Source organism: Lunatimonas lonarensis, from assembly GCF_000390185.1.
Classification (GTDB): Bacteria; Bacteroidota; Bacteroidia; order Cytophagales; family Cyclobacteriaceae; genus Lunatimonas; species Lunatimonas lonarensis.
On sequence record NZ_AQHR01000096.1, the window covers coordinates 24,315 to 43,995 of the forward strand.

The 19,681-nt window shown below is 47.6% G+C and carries 11 protein-coding genes; 3 read left to right on the plus strand and 8 right to left on the minus strand.

Annotated elements, in window-relative coordinates:
• Window positions 1-3: 3 nt before the first annotated feature.
• Both ADIS_RS16600 and ADIS_RS16605 read right to left on the minus strand, forming a co-directional pair.
• Window positions 4-2,433 (minus strand): penicillin acylase family protein, encoded by a 2,430-nt coding sequence (locus ADIS_RS16600; RefSeq protein WP_010855804.1) that lies wholly within the window; start codon window positions 2,431-2,433, stop codon window positions 4-6.
• Window positions 2,430-3,002, minus strand: coding sequence for a DUF2911 domain-containing protein (locus ADIS_RS16605; protein ID WP_010855805.1), 573 nt, complete (start codon window positions 3,000-3,002; stop codon window positions 2,430-2,432). Before ADIS_RS16605 ends, ADIS_RS16600 begins: the two co-directional genes overlap by 4 nt.
• A gap of 344 nt (window positions 3,003-3,346) precedes the next feature.
• On the opposite strand from ADIS_RS16605, the gene ADIS_RS16610 reads away from it, so the two are divergent.
• Both ADIS_RS16610 and ADIS_RS16615 read left to right on the plus strand, forming a co-directional pair.
• Window positions 3,347-4,360: an endonuclease/exonuclease/phosphatase family protein gene (locus tag ADIS_RS16610; protein WP_238325452.1), complete on the plus strand. Its 1,014-nt coding sequence runs from the start codon at window positions 3,347-3,349 to the stop codon at window positions 4,358-4,360.
• A 339-nt stretch (window positions 4,361-4,699) separates the two neighbouring features.
• Window positions 4,700-6,439, plus strand: a complete 1,740-nt coding sequence (locus tag ADIS_RS16615) for a M1 family metallopeptidase (RefSeq protein ID WP_010855809.1) — start codon at window positions 4,700-4,702, stop codon at window positions 6,437-6,439.
• A 113-nt stretch (window positions 6,440-6,552) separates the two neighbouring features.
• Here ADIS_RS16615 and ADIS_RS16620 read toward each other — a convergent pair whose 3' ends face one another.
• The 6 genes from ADIS_RS16620 to ADIS_RS16645 form a co-directional block, all read right to left on the minus strand.
• Complete coding sequence (locus ADIS_RS16620; RefSeq protein ID WP_010855810.1) at window positions 6,553-7,923, minus strand: HAMP domain-containing sensor histidine kinase; 1,371 nt, start codon at window positions 7,921-7,923, stop codon at window positions 6,553-6,555.
• A 19-nt stretch (window positions 7,924-7,942) separates the two neighbouring features.
• Window positions 7,943-8,635, minus strand: a complete 693-nt coding sequence (locus ADIS_RS16625; RefSeq protein ID WP_010855812.1) for a response regulator transcription factor — start codon at window positions 8,633-8,635, stop codon at window positions 7,943-7,945.
• Window positions 8,636-8,793: 158 nt separating this feature from the next.
• On the minus strand, window positions 8,794-12,195 hold the full coding sequence (locus ADIS_RS16630; RefSeq protein ID WP_010855813.1) for an efflux RND transporter permease subunit: 3,402 nt from the start codon (window positions 12,193-12,195) through the stop codon (window positions 8,794-8,796).
• A 9-nt stretch (window positions 12,196-12,204) separates the two neighbouring features.
• Complete coding sequence (locus tag ADIS_RS16635) at window positions 12,205-13,338, minus strand: efflux RND transporter periplasmic adaptor subunit (protein ID WP_010855814.1); 1,134 nt, start codon at window positions 13,336-13,338, stop codon at window positions 12,205-12,207.
• A gap of 131 nt (window positions 13,339-13,469) precedes the next feature.
• Window positions 13,470-14,867, minus strand: a complete 1,398-nt coding sequence (locus ADIS_RS16640) for a TolC family protein (protein WP_035806582.1) — start codon at window positions 14,865-14,867, stop codon at window positions 13,470-13,472.
• Between the two features lie 5 nt (window positions 14,868-14,872).
• Complete coding sequence (locus tag ADIS_RS16645) at window positions 14,873-15,481, minus strand: TetR/AcrR family transcriptional regulator (protein WP_010855816.1); 609 nt, start codon at window positions 15,479-15,481, stop codon at window positions 14,873-14,875.
• A 436-nt stretch (window positions 15,482-15,917) separates the two neighbouring features.
• Here ADIS_RS16645 and purL point away from each other — a divergent pair, with 436 nt between their 5' ends.
• Complete coding sequence (purL, locus tag ADIS_RS16655; protein ID WP_035806585.1) at window positions 15,918-19,607, plus strand: phosphoribosylformylglycinamidine synthase; 3,690 nt, start codon at window positions 15,918-15,920, stop codon at window positions 19,605-19,607.
• The last annotated feature ends 74 nt before the right edge of the window (window positions 19,608-19,681 follow it).

Sequence of the window (19,681 nt, forward strand, 5' to 3'; positions counted from 1 at the left end):
CTATCAACGGGGATCTAAGCGGGTTTCAAATAGAAAAGGCTTTGCATCGACCCGTTTCATCAGACCAAAGTCTACGTAATCGCCGGACGCCCAAATGGGGATTAAATTCCCGTAAAACCTACTCCCCGGATTACCGGATTGTCCGCCGGGGTATACCCCAAATGCTTGCACTTCGGATCCCATTTCGACAACCATACGCCAACTCGCTCCATGGCGACTGTCGGTTGCATTGACAATGCCCTTACCCCCTCCTGTTTTTATGCCTTGAAAGCCGAATGAACCGAAATTGGGCACTAAGTGACTGATTTGCGTATTTTTGTAAACGTGCCATTCCAAGCTCCCCTTTTCCGTTTTGATTTCCTCCAGCCTATCAACGGCTTTTTGAAACGAAATCATAGCAAGTTCCACAGCGGATTCTCTTATACTCGTTTCCGGCAGATCAAAAAGCTCACTAGCGGGTTCCCCGCTTATTAGTCTGGAAAACTGAAAATTGGACGGCTGCACGGTAGGCAGGCCATCCCTAGTCCACTTTGCAAACACCATCTCCTTCAGCTGATCCCACCATACGGTGAAAACCGTAGCACCCAACTGATTTGCGCCAGCAGAATAGTCCCAATCTTCCAGGATACCCATATAATCCAACACCCGATTGGAAAGGGGTTCGTCTTCTGATTGATCCCGCAGATACTGCAACAATACCGGCAATATTTCAGAGGCATGTAAATGGTACTCATCAAGCTGAAGTGCCTTCATGTCGGAAATAGAGATTTGATCCATCCTCGAAAGTTGACTATTGATCCGTCTGTTGCGGTAATGTTCAAACGTATGGTCAAACATATAATACGGATAAGTAGAATCCGTAGAATGCTGATTTGCAGAGCTAACAAATCCCCTCGCTGGATTTAGTGAGGAAGGGTTTTCGTCAAAAGGAATGTACCCGCCCCAGTCAAACCGGGGGTCACTGCCATCCATCAGGTACTTCCCCTGCTCATTCCACTTCACCGGAAACTTGCCCTGTACCTTGATCGCAATATCTCCTGACTTGCTGGCGAATACAAAATTTTGGGCGGGCGAGGTGAAGTGGTCAAGTGCTTCAAGGTAATCGGAGTGGGTTCTTCCCCGATTGAGCAACAGAAAAGTCTTTTGCTCATTCGAGCCTTCATGTGCTGTCCATTTCAAAGCGACATTCACCAGCTGATGACGACCGGAGAAATCCCGGTCGTACACTACCGGCCCATGATGCGTATAGATTACAGAATCCAAAAAATCCGGCTCTCCCTTTATTTTGATACGCTCTACCCTCACCACGGAGGGTATCCACTGATCATTGTACAAATACTCCAGTCGACTATCGTCTCTAAAGTTGATCAGGTAGGAATCTCTTACGTCACGTGTGGCATTGGTTACTCCCCATGCTATGTATTCGTTGAACCCGCTGATAACGCCCAAGGCACCAGGTAAGCTCACTCCTTTTGTCGTAAACTCCGGAGTACTGAGCTGAACCGCATACCAGAGAGATGGCATGTTTAAGCTCAAATGAGGATCATTTGCCAGCATGGGATTCCCGCTTTCCGTTTTCCTACCGGAAACCGCCCAATTATTGGATCCCGTACCCGGCTCCGGTTTATTCAGCGTTTTTAGCCACAAAAGAGAGTCTGGGTAGCTCAAATCATCGGGAACCTGTGGCTGTCCGCCAGAAAAAGTCCAAACGTGAGAAGTATCGATGACTGGATCTACCACATCCGGAAAATCGGGGAAGAGTTTATTCATCCAATCCTCCCCAAGCATTAGCCGCAGGTTGGTATACTCAATGTCGAAATCACCGACCAGCATATCTGCCATGTATTTCAATAGCAGCACGGTCTTGCCCGCGTCCCAGGGAGAAGGCCTATAGCCTAAAAGTTTATACTCTATAGGTAGTTTGGAAAACGGAAGTTGGTCGATGTACTCATTTACCCCTTCGGCATAGGCTTGGAGTTTTTGCAGGGTTTCGGGGTCATTATCTTCGAGAAACCGAAGGCCTGCCTCTGCTCCGAATGCCAACCCCTTTCTACGCTGCAGACGATCGAACTCCAACGCCTGCGGGCCTACGATTTCTGAAATCTTGCCTGCTGCCGCCAGAATCTGAAATTCCATCTGCCACAGTCGGTGCTGCGCGGTGACATAGCCCTGCGCCCTATATAGGTCGAATTCATTTTGGGCAAAAATATGGGGGATCAGATGGGAGTCATACCGAACCAATACCTCCTCCTGAAGACCGGAAACAGGCAGGGATTCCCTTGCTCGTTGGTCTTCACTGTATTGGTTTTGCCAAAACCCCCGAAAAGGATCCAGGAGGTCTGAGATTGGCGGGACACCTCCCAGATCCAGTGAGAGACCCATCACCAAAGCCAAGGTGACGAAAAGGGATATAATAAACCCTACGTATTTCATTCAATGGTTATTGGCAAATTCAGCTTTTCCCATTTAATTACCAAGCCCTGAGGTACTACCTCTATCGATAGCGATTCCTGACTGGAACTCTCCCAGGTAGGCTCTGCGGTAACCCTGAGTACATCGTGCTCCTCCTTGTATTGGTAATGCCCGTGCTCCAAGTCCCATTCTGAATTAAAAATAACAGTCCATGGTCCCGACTCTCTCGGAATGGTAAAAATAGAATACTTCCCGGGCGGCAATGTCTGCCCAGAAATAAGTAGAGGCTGAGCGAATTCGATGTGTGTGGCTTCATTTGCACCGGTACGCCACACTTCATTGTAGGGAACCAAATCACCCCAGATCTTCCTTCCCTTTACGGCAGGAGACCCATATTGAACCTTTACCTGCTTCCCTCCTATCGCACCCTCAACCCTCCTCAGAGGACTGGCACGGGTTTCAACAACCTCGTCGGATGGAGCTTCAGAAAGGTCATTTTCTACGGTGGATTTTTGCTCTCCACAGGATGACAGGAGCCAACAAAACGAGATTCCCAAAACGATGGCCAATACGGATAACTTAGTTGTCATTTCTTTAAATTTGGTTAAATTTCAGACGAAATTAATTAAATTTTTCCAGCTCTGCTAATAGGTCTTTAAGAATGAAATTTAGCCATTTCGAAAAAGTAAACTAAAACACGATTTTTAAAATAGCTACTATAAAAAAGGTATCCCTATGCCAATCCTTAACCGTCAAAAGGATGTTTGGAAGGAAAAGTTGTCGTGTAATGGAATATATCCAATTGAGGCACAGCAAAAATGCCCCTGATTGAAAAGATCAAATTGTATACTAACTTTACTAAAGTTATGTTTGTAGGGATAAGCGGGAGTTTAGCAGAGGTAAGCGTATGAGGTTATTGGTGGTTTTCTTTTTTATGACATCTCTGATTTTGTTTTCCAGCGTCTACGTGTCTCCGGAATTTTTCCCCTATACCGGGCTGCTTCCCTTATTGATACCGGTTTTTATCGCACTAAATTTATTTTTGGCCATCCTTTTTCTCTTTGGCAGAATTCGCCTTATCATTTATCCGATAGTGGTTTTATTGGTCGGTTGGAAGTTTTTCCCCATTACATTCCAGTGGAACCAACCGAGCTCCGCCGAGAACGATCTTGTAATCTTAAGCTTCAACGCTATGTACTTTAACCAAGCGTGGAGCCCCAAGAGTAAGGAATCCATCGCCAATTCCATCGAATGGGCCCGAAAATTCCCCGCTGACGTAAAATGCTTCCAAGAATTTCAACAGGATTATTCCACCCCTTCCCGAAATGCCATCAAATTGATCAGTGAGGAGGGGCACTTCCAACATATGTACCACCCCTTTGGCGGCAGCAAAAAAAAATCCCAAGGTCTTGCCATTTTCAGCAAATACCCCATCGTTAATGAAGGAACCGTATTTGACAATAAGCAGAACAATGGCTCTATCTTCGTGGACATTAAGGTTAATAAAGACACGATCCGGATATATAACACCCATTTGGAATCGATGAATATTCCTGCGGAGCAGCTCGGCGAACTGGACGGAATCAAAAAACATTACCGCGAAACCATCCGAAAGCTCAAAAACGGCATTGTGATGCGGGCCACCCAGGTCAAACTGCTGATGGAACACATTTCCAACTCTCCCTATCCTGTAATACTGGCCGGGGATTTCAACGACGTACCGTACAGCTATACGTACTTCACCGTTAGGTCTGTTCTACGAAACGCCTTTGAATCGGCAGGCAAGGGGTTCGGGTTTACCTACAACAGGGTACTCTTCTTTTTACGTATCGACCATATTTTTACGGATGAGGCGTTTGAGGTCCATCAGTTTAGGACACACAGAGAGGTGGATTACTCCGACCACTATCCTATCTCGGCAAAAGTTTCACTCAGGAACCAGCGTTAGAACCATTAATGGCCTAAACAGTGGCGCTTTTCCAATTTTCTTTGTAGCCTGAGCCAATTTTCGTTTATATTTAACCTGTCGTAAAATCAGGTACAAACATGGGTCGGGAAACATTGTAGGTTGGGGTCCTGATTTCCCCAAACGACCAAAAACGCAAACTCCTTGATTCGGCGAAAACATCCGGATGGGGCATTGGAAACGACAACCATAAAAACAAACCATACAAGAATGAAAAAACCACATCTAGTGCTTTGGGCCGCGGCGAGCCTCATGTTCCTTCTACCCCCCTTACAGATCTTTGCCCAAGCTGAACGGTGGCAGCAATCAATAAGCTATAAAATGGATGTGGAAATGAACGTCGTGACCAATCAATACACGGGAACGCAGACCATCGCTTATTCGAACAACTCCCCCGACACCCTAGACCAGATCTTTTTTCACCTGTATTACAATGCCTTTCAGCCAAACAGCATGATGGACATGCGGTCACGGACGATTGCCGACCCCGACCGCAGAGTCGGAGACAGAATTTCCAAGCTGAAGCCCAACGAAATCGGGTACATGCGGATCCAATCGCTAACCATGAACGGACAGCCGGTCGAATTCGAGGAGGTCGAAACGATACTCGAAGCGACACTACCCCATCCGATTTTGCCACATACCACAGTATTGTTTGAAACCAGTTTCGAAGCACAGGTACCGCTACAGGTAAGACGATCGGGAAGAGACAGTCAGGAAGGCGTCCGCTATTCCATGAGCCAATGGTATCCGAAAATCGCCAACTACGACTACCAGGGGTGGCATGCCAATCCCTACATTGGCAGGGAGTTTTATGGTATCTGGGGGGATTTCGATGTCAAAATCACCATCGACAAAACCTACACGCTTGGTGGAACCGGTTACCTTCAGAATGCCAATGAAATAGGACATGGGTACGAAGACGCCGGTGTGGTGGTTGCAGCGCCCACCGGAGACAAACTAACCTGGCACTTTTTCGCGCCGAGGGTCCACGACTTTATGTGGGCAGCAGATCCCAAATACACCCACGATCGGATAGAAATGGATAATGGCATTACGGTGCACCACTTCTACATCAAAAACTCCCAAACCGCCAGCAACTGGGAAAAGCTCAAAACCTATACCCCGGCTGCCATCGAGTTTATGAACAAGCATTTTGGCCAGTATCCCTACAAACAATTTTCGGTGGTACAAGGTGGTGATGGAGGCATGGAATACCCCATGTCCACGCTGATCACCGGTCAGCGTCCACTGGGAAGTCTCGTGGGAGTGATGGTACATGAACTGGTTCACAGTTGGTTCCATGGTGTATTGGGAAATAACGAGAGCCTCTATCCTTGGATGGACGAAGGCTTTACCAGCTATGCCAGTGCACTGGTGATGGCAGAAATCTTTGCCGAGGAACCTTCAGACTTTCCCCACCGGGGCTCCTATGCCAGCTACGAGCGGTTAGCTACCTCTGGCTTGGAAGAACCAATGTCCACTCATGCTGACCACTACCACACCAACACCGCCTATGGTGCCGCCGCTTACTCAAAAGGAGCACTGTTTCTCTCACAGCTGGGCTACATCATGGGGGAAGACCACCTAGCAAAAGGTATGTTGAGGTACTGGGACACCTGGCAGTTTAAACATCCAAACGTCAATGATGTGATCCGTGTGATGGAAAAACAAAGTGGCCTTGAACTCGACTGGTTCAAAGAATACTGGGTCTATTCCACCAAGACAATCGATTATGCCATAGAATCCGTAGTAGCTGACGGTAACAAAACATCGGTTCAATTGAAGCGTATAGGCCTGATGCCCATGCCCGTTGACCTGGTGATTACCTATACCGATGGCAGCCAGGAAATGGTGTATCTCCCTCTGGTAATACAACGCGGTGAAAAACCCCAAGAAGCCGGTATGCCCGCCCGCATCCATACAGAACGCTGGCCTTGGACACATTTGGAGAAAACCATTCAGATCGATCGCCCTCTTTCCACTATTCGATCTATCGAGATAGATCCGTCGCTACGCATGGCGGATATCAATCGGGACAATAACCGATTCGATAAATAAGTTGCTGTCAAAGCCAAAAGGGCATCCACCCTTTTGGCTTTTTTACCTGATTTGGTGTTGATTCTTGTCAGTTACGGGAGTACTTGCTACCTAGGCAGGTACAAGGTGATGACTCAGGCAAAGCGCGGAAAGCGCAGAATTACTTCCGTGCCCAAGGCCCTCGTTGAGGTTACCTCAATTTTGCCCTTATGCAACTGGACAATCTTCTGGGTTAGGGATAGCCCCACGCCGCTTCCCTCCGAAACAGACTGGTTTTCCCCACGGAAAAAAGGTTCGAAGATTTTCGGCAAATCCTCCTCCGGAATGCCAACACCACGGTCAACAAAAAAAATGGAAACGGCATCCTCGCTAAAGGAAATGCGAATCGATACCGATTTGTCGGCGGAAAACTTACAGGCATTTTCCATCAAGTTGATAAATGCTACCTTGAGCAAGTATTCGTTTCCCACTACCGAAACATCCTCTTCGTCGTCCGACTCGCCATCGGTCCGTAGGTGTATTTGATAGGCGTCGTTTGCGCGCCGGAGCTCGATACTGGCATCCAGCAGCACCTCATCTAGGCGGATCTTCCCAAAAAATATTTCCGAAGGATCGTAGCTGGCTTTGGCCAAGTCAAAGAGAGCAGAGGATAGCTTCGCAAGCTTGGTCGCATCCGACCGAACCAACGATAAGGTTTTTAGATATTCCTCCAGGGTACGCTCTCTTTCCAACGCAAGATCCAGTTCGGCAATAATGGCTGCCAAAGGGGTGCGGACTTCATGCGAAATACTGGAAACAAAGTGCTTTTGGGAATCAAAAGAACGCTCCAACCGATCCAACATATTGTTGAATGTTTGGGCCAATTGGCCAAGTTCGTCATTTTCACTGGCCTCCCTCAGCCGTAGGCCCAGATTGGATGCGGAAATACGCTTTACATTTCCGATTATTTCATTTACCGGCCTTAGTGCTCTCTCCGAAAAAAAACGCCCCAGAAAGTAGATGAACAACACCGAAAGCATAAACACCAAAACACTACTGTTCAGCTGCCTGTCGAGCTTATTGAAGCCATAACTATCAAAAGCTGCAGCAGTGATCGCATAGAAGGATCCCTCCATTTCAAACGACAAACCAATCACTTGCCAGTTGCCTTGGTAAAATTGGACCCTTCCCTCCGCCAAAATCCTTTCGAGCATTTCGGAAGTTTCCTTTACCACATCAATCTCCACGGCGTCGTGATACAGGAGCTTTTGGCTATTATCATAGATAGCTACTTCTACCTCATCAAGAATCTCCCGATTATTCTTATAAATGTTCTGGAGGGTCTCTGCGTCCACCTGCGCGGTAAAAAACAAATTGGCCTTCGTGATTGCCTCCTTCTCCAACAGATCAAAAAACTCCTTTTCCCGACTGTTTTTCGAATGCAGGTACAGCACCGCGGCAAAAACCAATAAGACCGTGCCAGAAAGAAAAGTAAACAGCAGGGTCAGTTTCGATCGTATGGTCATTGGTAGCGTCAAGGCGGTTTTATTCGGATTGACCATAGCCCTGCATCAGTATAAAACCCATGCCTGACTTTGTATGGATTAGCTTTGAGTCAAAATCCTTATCAATTTTTTTCCTAAGGTAATTGATGTACACATCAATAAAATTAGTGCCGGTATCAAAGTGCGTATCCCATACCTCTTCGGCTATTTCTGACCTGGATATGACCCGCTCGGGATGCTTCATGAAATACGCAAGCAGTTTAAACTCCTTAGGTGTTAGATTGATCTCTTTGGAATGGCGCACCAAGACTTTGGTCTGCAGGTTCATCTCCAAATCCGCATAGCGTAGCACATCAGGAAGTGGAAGACCTTGACCCTGTCGCTTTAACAGGGCTCTGACCCGTACGGCGAGCTCCCTCATTTCAAAGGGTTTAACCAAGTAATCATCCGCCCCGGCATCGAAACCCTCAACTTTGTCGTCAGTGGTCCCCAATGCCGTCAAGAGAATCACTGGAAGAGCCGGGTATAGTTGCCTGACCTCTTTGCAAAGATCGATTCCGTTAATTTTTGGCAAGATAATGTCCATTATCACCAGATCAAAGCTAGCCTGGACAAGCAGTTTTTGGGCAACCATCCCGTCGTACGCAACCTCACAGGCATAGCCTCTCTCTTCCAAACCACGCTTTATCAAATCGGAAACCCGTAGGTCATCTTCAACTATCAGTATCTTCATTTCCTATTTCGACATCCCTTTACTTGGCAAAGGTCGCTGATTAACGGGGATACACCGCATATTGGCATCGAAAAGATCTCCCTACCGAAATTAAAAAACCCCAAGGACAAAATCCTTGGGGTTTGAACACTTAAAAAACCACCAACCTTTAATAAATCTTAATTTAAACGCCTGAAAACCGCACTTACCTTGTCTGTAAGCAAGTACATCACAGGTACTATCACTAACGTTAAAAAGGTAGCAAAGGTTAGACCAAATATTACTGTCCAAGCCATCGGACCCCAAAAATCTGCGTTGTCGCCTCCGGTATAAAACTGGGGATCAAATGAGGACATCAGGGTGCTGAAGTTAATATTCATACCTAAGGCCAAGGGAATCAGGCCCAAAACCGTGGTAATGGCAGTCAACAACACTGGCCTTAGTCTGGTTTTTCCTCCCTGAATGATACTGCCGAGCAATTCATTATAGGGCAAAAATTCACCTTCTTTAACACCCAATTCCTCTCGCTTCCTCTCCCGAACCAAATTCGTGTAGTCGATCAGTACAATGGCATTGTTCACAACGACACCCGCCAGAGAGATGATACCTATGCCAGTCATAATAATCACAAAGTCCATGTTAAAGGCGACCAATCCCAAAAACACCCCAATGGTACTGAAGATCACAGAACCCATGATGATAAACGGACTTGCCACTGAATTGAACTGCGCCACAATGATCAAGAAAATGATCGAGACGGCGATCATTAATGCCCTCGTCAAGAACGCCGCAGACTTGGCCTGTTCCTCCTGTTCACCGGTAAACTTAACGGTGATACCATCGGGAATTTCCACATTGCTGAAAAGAGCCTGAATTCGCTGGTTGATTTCGGTGGCATTGTATCCGTCGGTTACGTTCGAGGACAAAGTGATTACTCTGTTCAGGTCTTTTCGTTTTATGGATCCAAAGGTCGAGCTGTATTCCAAATCAGCTACCGCAGAAATCGGTATCTCCTTCAGGTTTCCAAACTTATCCCTGAAGTTTATCTTCTTGTTGATCAAAGTCGCCACATCGTAGCGGTGCTCATCCGCCAATCGCAACTGAATGGGGTAATCATCCTCTCCTTCCTTAAACTTGGAAACCTCCAATCCGAAAAGCGCTGTTCTTAACTCAGTGGCTATGGTATTGGTAGACAAACCGAATCGCCTGGCATTCTCCCGATTTATCTGCACGATAAGTTCCGGATTCCCCGATTCCAAGTCTGACTTCAGCTCCTCAATGCCATCGATATTGGCTTCAATGATAATACGTCTGGCCTCTGCGACAAAGTCTACCAATTTTTCAAACACCTCGCCGCTGATTTCGATGTTGATGGGTTTACCCACGGGAGGACCTGCCGCCTGCTTTCCAACCGTTATCTGAACACCGGGAAACTGCTCTGAATAGTCCCGGATCTCGTCCATGATTCGGTTGGTGTTGATACCATCCCGAAACTGATACTCCACAAAAGCCAAGGTAATTTTTGCTTTGTGGGGTGTTGCAGCACCACTAGGGCCCTCCATGGCGTCGCCGGTTCCCTCGCCGATTTGGGTAATGACGGATTCGATGATTGACCCATAGGGTGCCAACACATCGGCCAGACCCTGTTCATATTGCTTGATAAACAAGTTGGTCGCCTCAATATCGGTACCTATTGGCTTCTCGAGATACACATTTACCAAAGCGGGTTGGTTATCGGGAAAAAACAGCACCTTCGGAGCTCTTATACCTAGTAAGGCAATGGAAAAGACCAACAAGAACAGCGTACCTAAGAAAAACCAAATTGGGTTTCTACCCTTTAGCGCAAATACCAATGTCCTCTCATAAATACTTTCCAAAAATGCCAAAAACACATTTTGAAACCATACGATCGCCCTGCGCATCAGGAACACATTTACCAAGGTCAACAACGCGATCAACACCAGGATATTGGCAAAAACAATGTAGCCTGGGAAGTAAAACAAAACACCTATCGCGCCGAGTACGGCCGCAAAAATAACCTGCTTACGCTTGGGTCTGTCTTTGGTCAAATCCTGTACCTTCATGTACATGGCCGTGAGCACCGGATTGATCACCAACGCAACAAACAAAGAGGAAGATAGAACGATAATCAAGGTAATGGGCAGGTATTTCATAAACTCCCCGACAATATCATCCCAAAACGCCAGGGGAAGAAACGCCGCCAACGTGGTGGCCGTGGAAGTAATAATAGGCCATGCCACCTCCCCAACTCCCTCTTTGGCAGCCTGAATGGAAGACTTGCCTTCCTGCATCAAACGGTAGATGTTTTCCACTACCACGATTCCGTTGTCCACCAACATCCCCAATGCCAGTATCAAGGAAAACAACACCATCAGATTCAGGGTGATGCCTAGGGAGTTCAAAACGAGAAAGGAGATAAACATGGACAGCGGTATCGCGATCCCCACAAAGAGTGCGTTTCGGAATCCCAAAAAGAACATCAGTACCAACACCACAAAAATAACCCCTAAAATAATACTGTTTTCCAAGTCCTTAACCTGTGCGCGGGTAGTCTTTGATTGGTCGTTGGTGATGGAAATTTCAAGATCGTCCGGGAACCGCTGCGCCTGGGCCTTTTCGATAATCCGTTTGATTTCATCGGAAGCGTCCAGTAGATTCTCCCCACTTCTCTTCACCACGTTGACGGTTACCACGGGAAGCTGCTTGCTGCGCGCATAGCTTTCCCTTTCTTTAAAGGTATCCCTGACGATGGCAACATCCCGAAGGTACACGATCTTACTCTCTTCGGTCTTTACGATCACATCCTCTAAGTCGGAAGCCTTCTCAAACTCTCCCGTGATTCGGAGGGAACGTCTGAAATCCCCGGCAAGGAGATTACCTCCGGATATGGTTATATTTTCCGCCCTTACCGCATCGGAAATATCCGAGAAGGTCACACCCATGGCCTCCATTTTGTAAATATCGGCGTCGATCCGGATTTCACGCTCTACCGTTCCGCGGAGCTCAGCCTTGGAAACCTGCGGTAACTTTTCGATTTCATCTTCCAAAAACTCGCCAAATTTCTTCAGCTCTACCTCTGAATAGTCCCCCGAGATATTGATGTTCATGATGGGAAAATCGGATGTATTGATTTCTATCACATCCGGATCCCTATCCAGATCGGTAGGTAATTCGCTCTTCGACTTGTCTACCGCGTCCTTCACATCCTGCAAGGCCTTGGAAATTTCGACATTTGGGTTGAACTCCACAACAATGGACGAAAAGTCTTGGACAGAGGTGGAGCGGATGTCTTTGATGTTATTGATAGACTTCAATTCCTTCTCAATCGGCCTGGTTATCAGGTTCTCCATATCCACGGGTGAATTGCCCGGATAGGCTGTACCTACGTATACGGTAGGAATGACCACCTCCGGAAAACTCTCCTTCGGCATGGTGGTATACGCAAACACCCCCAAAAACGCTATGATCAGGGTAAGTATTACCACAGAGGTTCGGTTGCTGACCGCTAACGTGGACAGCCCAAACTCCCTAATTATTTCCTTTTTAGAATTATCCTCCATGATTTGAAATTATGAGGTCGCAATTTTTACCGGTGTGTTGTTGCCCACTTCGCGAAAGCCTTTGTCCACGAGCTGCTCGCTTCCTGCCAATCCCTCCAGTATTTCGGTCTGATCGCCTTGGGTCATACCTCTCCTGATATACCGTTTTACCGCACTGCCCTGCTCTACCACAAACACGTAATCGCCCTTGTTGTCCTGCAGGATCAGATAACTCGGTATGACGACAGCGTCGTCTTTATGGTAATCATTTATGCGCAATACAGAAATCATGTTTGGCTTCACCAAGGGCAATTTTGGCAGAAACACTTCTACCTTAAACGTGCGGTTGTTGGGATTGATGACGGATCCTACCGCGCTGACTTTGGTCTCCAACCTTCGGTCAATCGACGGGAAAACAACCTCCACCGAATCGCCTTTTTGCAACACACCCACATAGCGCTCAGACACATCGCCTTCTATAAACAAATCGCTATCGCCCACGAAATTGATCATGGGAGACCCCGGCTGTACCAGCTCCCCTAAACGCACCATCACTGTCTCGACAGTTCCATCAAAAGGCGCCCGTACTTCTGTACGATCCTTTTGTGTCTGCAGGGATGCCAGCGACTTTTCAAGGTTTTCCTTTCGGTTCTTCACCTCCAAAAACTGGATTTCCGTACCGATCTCCTGTTCCCATAGCCTCTTTTGCCGCTGATACAAGACCTCTGCGAGCTCCAATTGGCTCTTTAGCTCATCGATGTTCCGATCCACTGCCTCGGCATCAATCCTAGCCAGTACCTGGCCTCGCTTTACCTGCATGCCTTCTACCGCAGAAACCTCCTGCAGTCTACCGGCCACTTCAGCACTGATGTTTACGTTCTTTTTGGAAAGGACGGAGCCGGTCACCTCCACAAAGTGGGCAAAATAACCCTTTCTGGGGCTCAGCGTAGTTACCAGCACCTCTTTACGCTGTGCTTTACCAAACGCCGGATCCATCGCCGCTATCTCCGCGGTCAACGCGTCTATTTTTACCTTTAGTTCGGCTGCCTCCTTTTGGTACTGCTCTAATTCAGCCTTTTTAAGATCGATGTTCTCGGCCTTTTTTTCGCAGGCAAATGACACCGACAGAAGTGTCACAATGAAAAGTACATGATATTTCTTCATCTGTTTTATAAGTGTTTTTTCAATGGTCAGAACCTATTCCCTTACCAAGTTGGTATGGAACCCATTCATGTCATTCTCCTTTGGGGAACTTCTCGAATGGGCAGTTGATTATTTGATTTTTTGATCTGCAGTTATTTTAAAATACCCAGTGATTTTTCAACCTCAACCTGAGCGACCAACGCATCGTACAACGCCGAATAGTAATTGGTTTCGGCCTCCTTCAAAGCAGCATCTGCTTCCACCAGCTCAAAATTAGAACCCACTCCCTCCTGATATTTGATCTTCGTCATGTTAAACACCTCGCTGGCAAGCTCGCGGTTTTCGCGCTGAACCTCCAAGGCCCGAATGGCATTCATCAGGTTTTGCTTGGACTGCAATGCTTCTACCTTGATACTCTGCTCGGTGTTAAACTTCAGGTTTTCCAACTGCCGAATCTGCACCCGGTTCTGCTGGATCGCATAACTCTTTCTAAATCCATCAAATATGGGAATGCTCATCCTTACCCCAGCAAAGGAGGAAGAAAACCAGCGATCGGCTTGATAAACATTCCTGAAATCCTGTGCACCGGTGACCCGCTGAAAGGTTCCGAAAGCGGTCACATTGGGAATGTACTGAACCTGGTTGTTTTTCAGATCCAACGTAGCCAGTTCAATGTTTTTTTCCAGCTGATTTATTTCGACCCGATTGGATATTTCCCCCTCCAAAAGCGAGTAGACCGCACCGTCTTCCAACGCCATATTATCCAACGACTCCTCTAAAAACACCTCATACTCAAAGGGAACCCCTAGCTGCAATTTCAACAGCTGTTTGCTCACTTCAATGGCTGAAATCAATCGGTCAAATTCAGTAGAAACGTTATTGTACTGTACCTTGATTCGGGAAATATCCAACTTCTCGGCAAAACCCGCTTCGTACATGGCAGTGGTCTCATCCAATAGCTGCTTCAAGCGCCTGAGGTTACTCTCTATCAGCCCTTTTCGCTCTTCATTTACCAAGACGGTATAATAGGCCTTTTTGACATTTTCGATCACGTCAATCTCAGCCTTTTCCTTATCAAAATCCGTTAACTGCTTTAGGGTTCTGGCCGCCTTCAACCCCACGAAATAAGACCCGTTGAAAATCATCTGCTCCACGGTAGAAGTTAGGCTCGACTGGTAATTAACCGCAAACGGGAGCACTGAGATGTCCGAAGGCTGATCATTTGCGGGAGGTCCTCCTGGATCTCCGTTTCCACCACCGCCTATAAAGTCACCCGCCTCCGCAGGAAGGATCAATAAGGGTGGCTGGAGGTTTTTGGTAAATTCCAACGTACTGCTTATCTGGGGCAGGCCTTGGGCGCGTTGCTCGCCGATGGTCCCCTTCGAAATAAGCACTTCCAATTGGGCATTCTTTGCCTCTACATTGTTTTCCAATGCATAGCGAATGCTCTCCTCCAATGTAAGGCGAATCGCCTCCTGCGCAAAAAGCCTGCCCGGCAGATGCCAAAGCAGCGTGCATAGAATCAAAATTACCGGTCGTTTGTCTATCATATTCTTTAAAGCTGATGGTTCATTTGTTCCTGGTAGGCTATCCTACCCTTCTCCGTAAAAATCCCATAAAGGAAATGTTCAAACATTTGTAGCTGAATATCTGCGAGATTTACCCTGGCCGGATTAAATCTTGATGGATCCAGAAGGAGCGAAATTTGCTCCAAACGCATCAGGGCCAATAGCTTGGAGTCGATTTCCGGTCTGAAATACCCAAGCTCCTTTCCCCGCTCCATCAATTCCTCCAAGTTTTTGAGCGCATACTCTTCCTTAAACTGCTCAAAAAGAGCCCAACTGTCCGGGTAGTATCGCTTGATCTCATTCAATACCATCGGATGCATATCCGTAAACCGCTCACGCAAAAACTTGGAAAACTCAATAAGGTGTTCGATAACCCCATCTGCGTCCACCTCCATGTCCTTGAGCTTACAGGCATTTTTTTCCAACTCCCGGAAAAAAGTCTCATATACCAGCTCCTTTTTATCTGTAAACTCCTGGTAAATGGTCTTCTTTGAAATACCCGCTTCCCGCGCAATACGGTCCATCGTTACCGACTTTATGCCGCTGGCTGAAAATTCCCTAATGGCTACCGCAATGATCTTGTCCCTTGTCTCCAAACTTCCTTCTGCTAAATATCAGACCAAAAAACCTCGGAAACCAGCAGAAGGTTCATAGTTTCCGTAGTTTTTAACCGGAATTTTGAAGCAACATACACGATCATTTCAGTCATGAACAAAATATTAAACCAATAAAAAACATATTTACCAAATAAAAAAACAACCCCGAGCAACCTATCAAATCATTGAACTTATTTCCCAACCTGAAAAAATTAGCGATTTTTTTTCCCCGTGCCGTTTTGATACACCTAATGATTACAGATCCCGGCGAATCCGTATGTCCGATATCGGGCATAAAAATTAAAATCTGCCTCGAATCCGGTCATTTAGCGAAGCCTACCAACGACTAATGGAAATACTTGGCAAATCACCTACCTATTTTATACCGCTTTTGCTACATTTGTGGCTCAAAAGTCGCCATTCAATCCACGCTGATATGATTATCTTTTTCCAATCATCTGAAAACATCTTTTACGCACTCAGTACCCAGAAACCACTAAACCAAGAAGAAACAGAACGGTTGAGCTGGCTTTTTGGAGGAGCAAAAAGGCGAACGGAAAAAGAAATCACCGGTACTTTCGTTGGTCCCAGAAGGGAAATGATCACCCCTTGGTCGACAAATGCCGTCGAGATCGCGGCAAACATGGGGTTTGTGGGCATAGGTCGAATTGAACAATTTGAGAAAGTGGCCGATGGGTATTCCTATGACCCCATGCTCCAAGCGAGCTATCCCCGATTGGACCAGGAACTTTTCACGGTTGCCATTAAAGCTGACCCAGTGGTGCAGGTAAGCGACATCGCTGCCTACAATCAGCAGGAGGGGCTGGCACTCAGTGATGAGGAAGTCAGCTACTTGGAGCATGTGAGTAAGGAACTGGGCAGGCCCTTGACAGACAGCGAGGTTTTCGGCTTCAGTCAGGTCAATTCGGAGCATTGCCGCCACAAGATTTTCAACGGTACCTTTCGAATCGACGGAGTTGAGAAAGAGGAGACCCTCTTTCAGTTGATAAAAAAAACATCCAAAGCAAACCCCAACCGGATTGTCTCGGCCTACAAGGACAACGTTGCCTTTGTAAAAGGCCCGGTGGCAACCCAGTTTGCCCCCAAGTCCCAGGACAAACCGGATTTCTTTGATATTACACCTGTAGAAACGGTACTGTCCCTGAAGGCAGAAACACACAATTTCCCAACGACTGTGGAACCTTTTAACGGTGCGGCCACCGGAACCGGAGGCGAAATCCGCGACAGGATGGCAGGAGGGATCGCTTCTATCCCCTTGGCCGGCACAGCGGTATACATGACCTCCTATGCGAGGACTGAAGCTGAGCGCCCTTGGGAAAAAGATCAGCCCTCCAGAAAGTGGCTCTACCAAAGCCCGGAAGAAATACTGATAAAAGCGTCCAATGGCGCAAGTGATTTCGGAAACAAATTTGGGCAGCCACTGATCTGTGGCAGTGTGCTCACATTCGAACATCAAGAAGGTGAGAGACATTATGGATTTGACAAGGTAATCATGCTCGCGGGCGGTGTCGGATTCACCCGCGCGCCCTACAGCCAAAAACAGAAACCCTCCAAGGGAGATCAGATCGTCGTGATGGGAGGCGACAATTACCGCATAGGCATGGGGGGAAGCGCCGTTTCTTCCGTGAATACCGGGCAATTCAGCAATGCCATCGAGCTCAATGCCGTGCAACGATCCAACCCCGAAATGCAAAAGCGAGTGGCCAATGTCATCCGTGCCATGGCCGAAAGCGATGAAAATCCGATTATTTCAATTCACGACCACGGTGCCGGAGGACACCTGAACTGCCTGTCCGAATTAGTGGAAGAAACCGGCGGAAGGATATATATCGATAAACTCCCCGTTGGCGATCCTACCCTTTCCGCAAAAGAAATCATTGGAAATGAATCCCAAGAACGGATGGGTTTGGTCATTCGTAAGGAAGACGCTGACACACTAAAGCGCATCGCTGAACGGGAAAGGGCTCCCTTCTATCAGGTGGGAGAAACCACCGGTGACATGCACTTTTCATTCGAAAACCAGAAGACGGGAGAAAAGCCGGTAGATTGGCAGCTGACCCATATGTTTGGGTCCTCTCCAAAGACTGTCCTAGAAGACAATGGAGATACCACATCCTTTCCGGCCCTTTCCTACTCCCCCGAAGATTGGCAGGAATACCTCCGCGAGGTGATCCAGCTGGAAGCCGTCGCTTGCAAGGATTGGTTAACCAACAAGGTAGACCGTTCGGTAACAGGAAGGGTTGCCAAACAACAAACCACCGGTGCCATACAGCTGCCCCTGAACAACGTGGCCGTGATGGCACTGGATTTTGACAGCGACCGTGGTATTGCTACTTCGATTGGCCATGCACCCGTAGCAGCACTTGCCAGTCCGGAAAAAGGTTCCAGGTTGGCAATAGCCGAAGCATTGACCAACCTGGTGTGGGCTCCTATCGAAGATGGCTTGACCGGTATATCACTAAGCGCAAACTGGATGTGGCCGGCCAAAAACCCGGGCGAAAACGACCGCCTTTACCGTGCCGTGGAAGCGGTCAGTGAATTTGCCATCTCACTGGGCATAAATATTCCTACCGGAAAAGATTCGCTTTCGATGACGCAGAAGTATCCGGACGGCAAGACCGTCTACTCGCCCGGTACGGTCATCATTTCCACTGTAGGTGAGTGTGCTGACATAACAAAGATCGTCACCCCCGACCTCAAAGATGTAGCGGGTACTGAGGTAATCTGGATCGACTTTTCCGGTGATTCGCCCCAACTTGGAGGAAGCAGTTTTGCACAACTATTGAACCAAATTGGCAATGAGGTACCGGATATCCTCGATGCGGCTTACTTCGCGAAAGCATTTGGAACCATTCAAAAGCTGGTGCTATCCGGGGATATCCTCGCAGGGCACGACATTTCCGCGGGCGGCATGATCACCTCCCTGTTGGAAATGTGCTTCCCAAGCGAATACCTAGGCTTGGACATCGATATTTCCGCATGGTCTGAAGATATCTGCACCGTCCTCTTTTCCGAAAACCCGGGCGTATTGATCCAGGTTGATTCGGGCCTGAACCTCGCAGATCGATTGACAAAGGCCGGACTCGTGGCCAGAAAACTCGGTAAGGTAACGAGAAACGGAAAACTGACCCTCCATCCAGCTGACCAAGAATTTGACATCCACTCACTACGGGAATACTGGTTTAAATCATCCTACTTGTTGGACAGAAAGCAGAGTGGTGCCGAGCTTGCCCTTGCCAGATATAAAAACTTTGCCCAGCAGCCGCTGAACTACCAGCTATCAGCTAACTGGAATGGCAGTTACGAACACTTGGGATTAAACCCAAAACGCAAAGAGCCCAGTGGAATCCGGGCTGCTATCATTCGGGAAAAGGGAGTGAATGGTGACCGTGAAATGGCCTATGCACTATGGTTGGCAGGATTCGACGTCAAAGACGTACACATGACCGACCTCATTTATGGAAGAGAAACGTTGGAGGATATACATATGATCGTCTTCGTGGGCGGATTCTCCAACTCCGATGTACTTGGATCTGCCAAAGGATGGGCTGGGGCATTTTTGTACAATGAAAAAGCCAAGCAGGCGTTGGATGCCTTCTATGCCAGAAAGGACACGCTGAGTCTGGGTGTTTGCAATGGCTGCCAACTGATGGTTGAATTGGGTCTACTGTACCCAAACCATGCTACCCCTGCCAAAATGCTTCACAACGACAGTCACAAATTTGAGTCGACCTTCGTAAATGTGACCGTTCCAGAAAATCAGTCCGTGATGTTTGGATCGCTTTCCGGCCAACGGCTTGGCGTTTGGGTAGCTCATGGTGAAGGCAAGTTTCACCTCCCCATGCCTAAAGAAGAATACGCATTTGCACTCCAATACAGCTATTCAGCCTATCCTGGAAACCCCAACGGGTCTGACTATGCGACTGCGGGCATTGTCTCCAAAGACGGTCGTCATTTGGCCATCATGCCCCACATCGAGCGCTCACTATTCACTTGGAACTGGCCTTATGTTGGTTCCTCCCTGAAAGGACAGCCACTGACTCCCTGGATACAGGCATTTATAAATGCGAAAAATTGGCTGGAAAATAGCCCAAAAGAAGTCTAGTCAATGACTGGACTTCTAAAATTTTCAGAGCCTGCCGGAAGGCTACGAAACGCCTGAATAATGAATGATTGGCC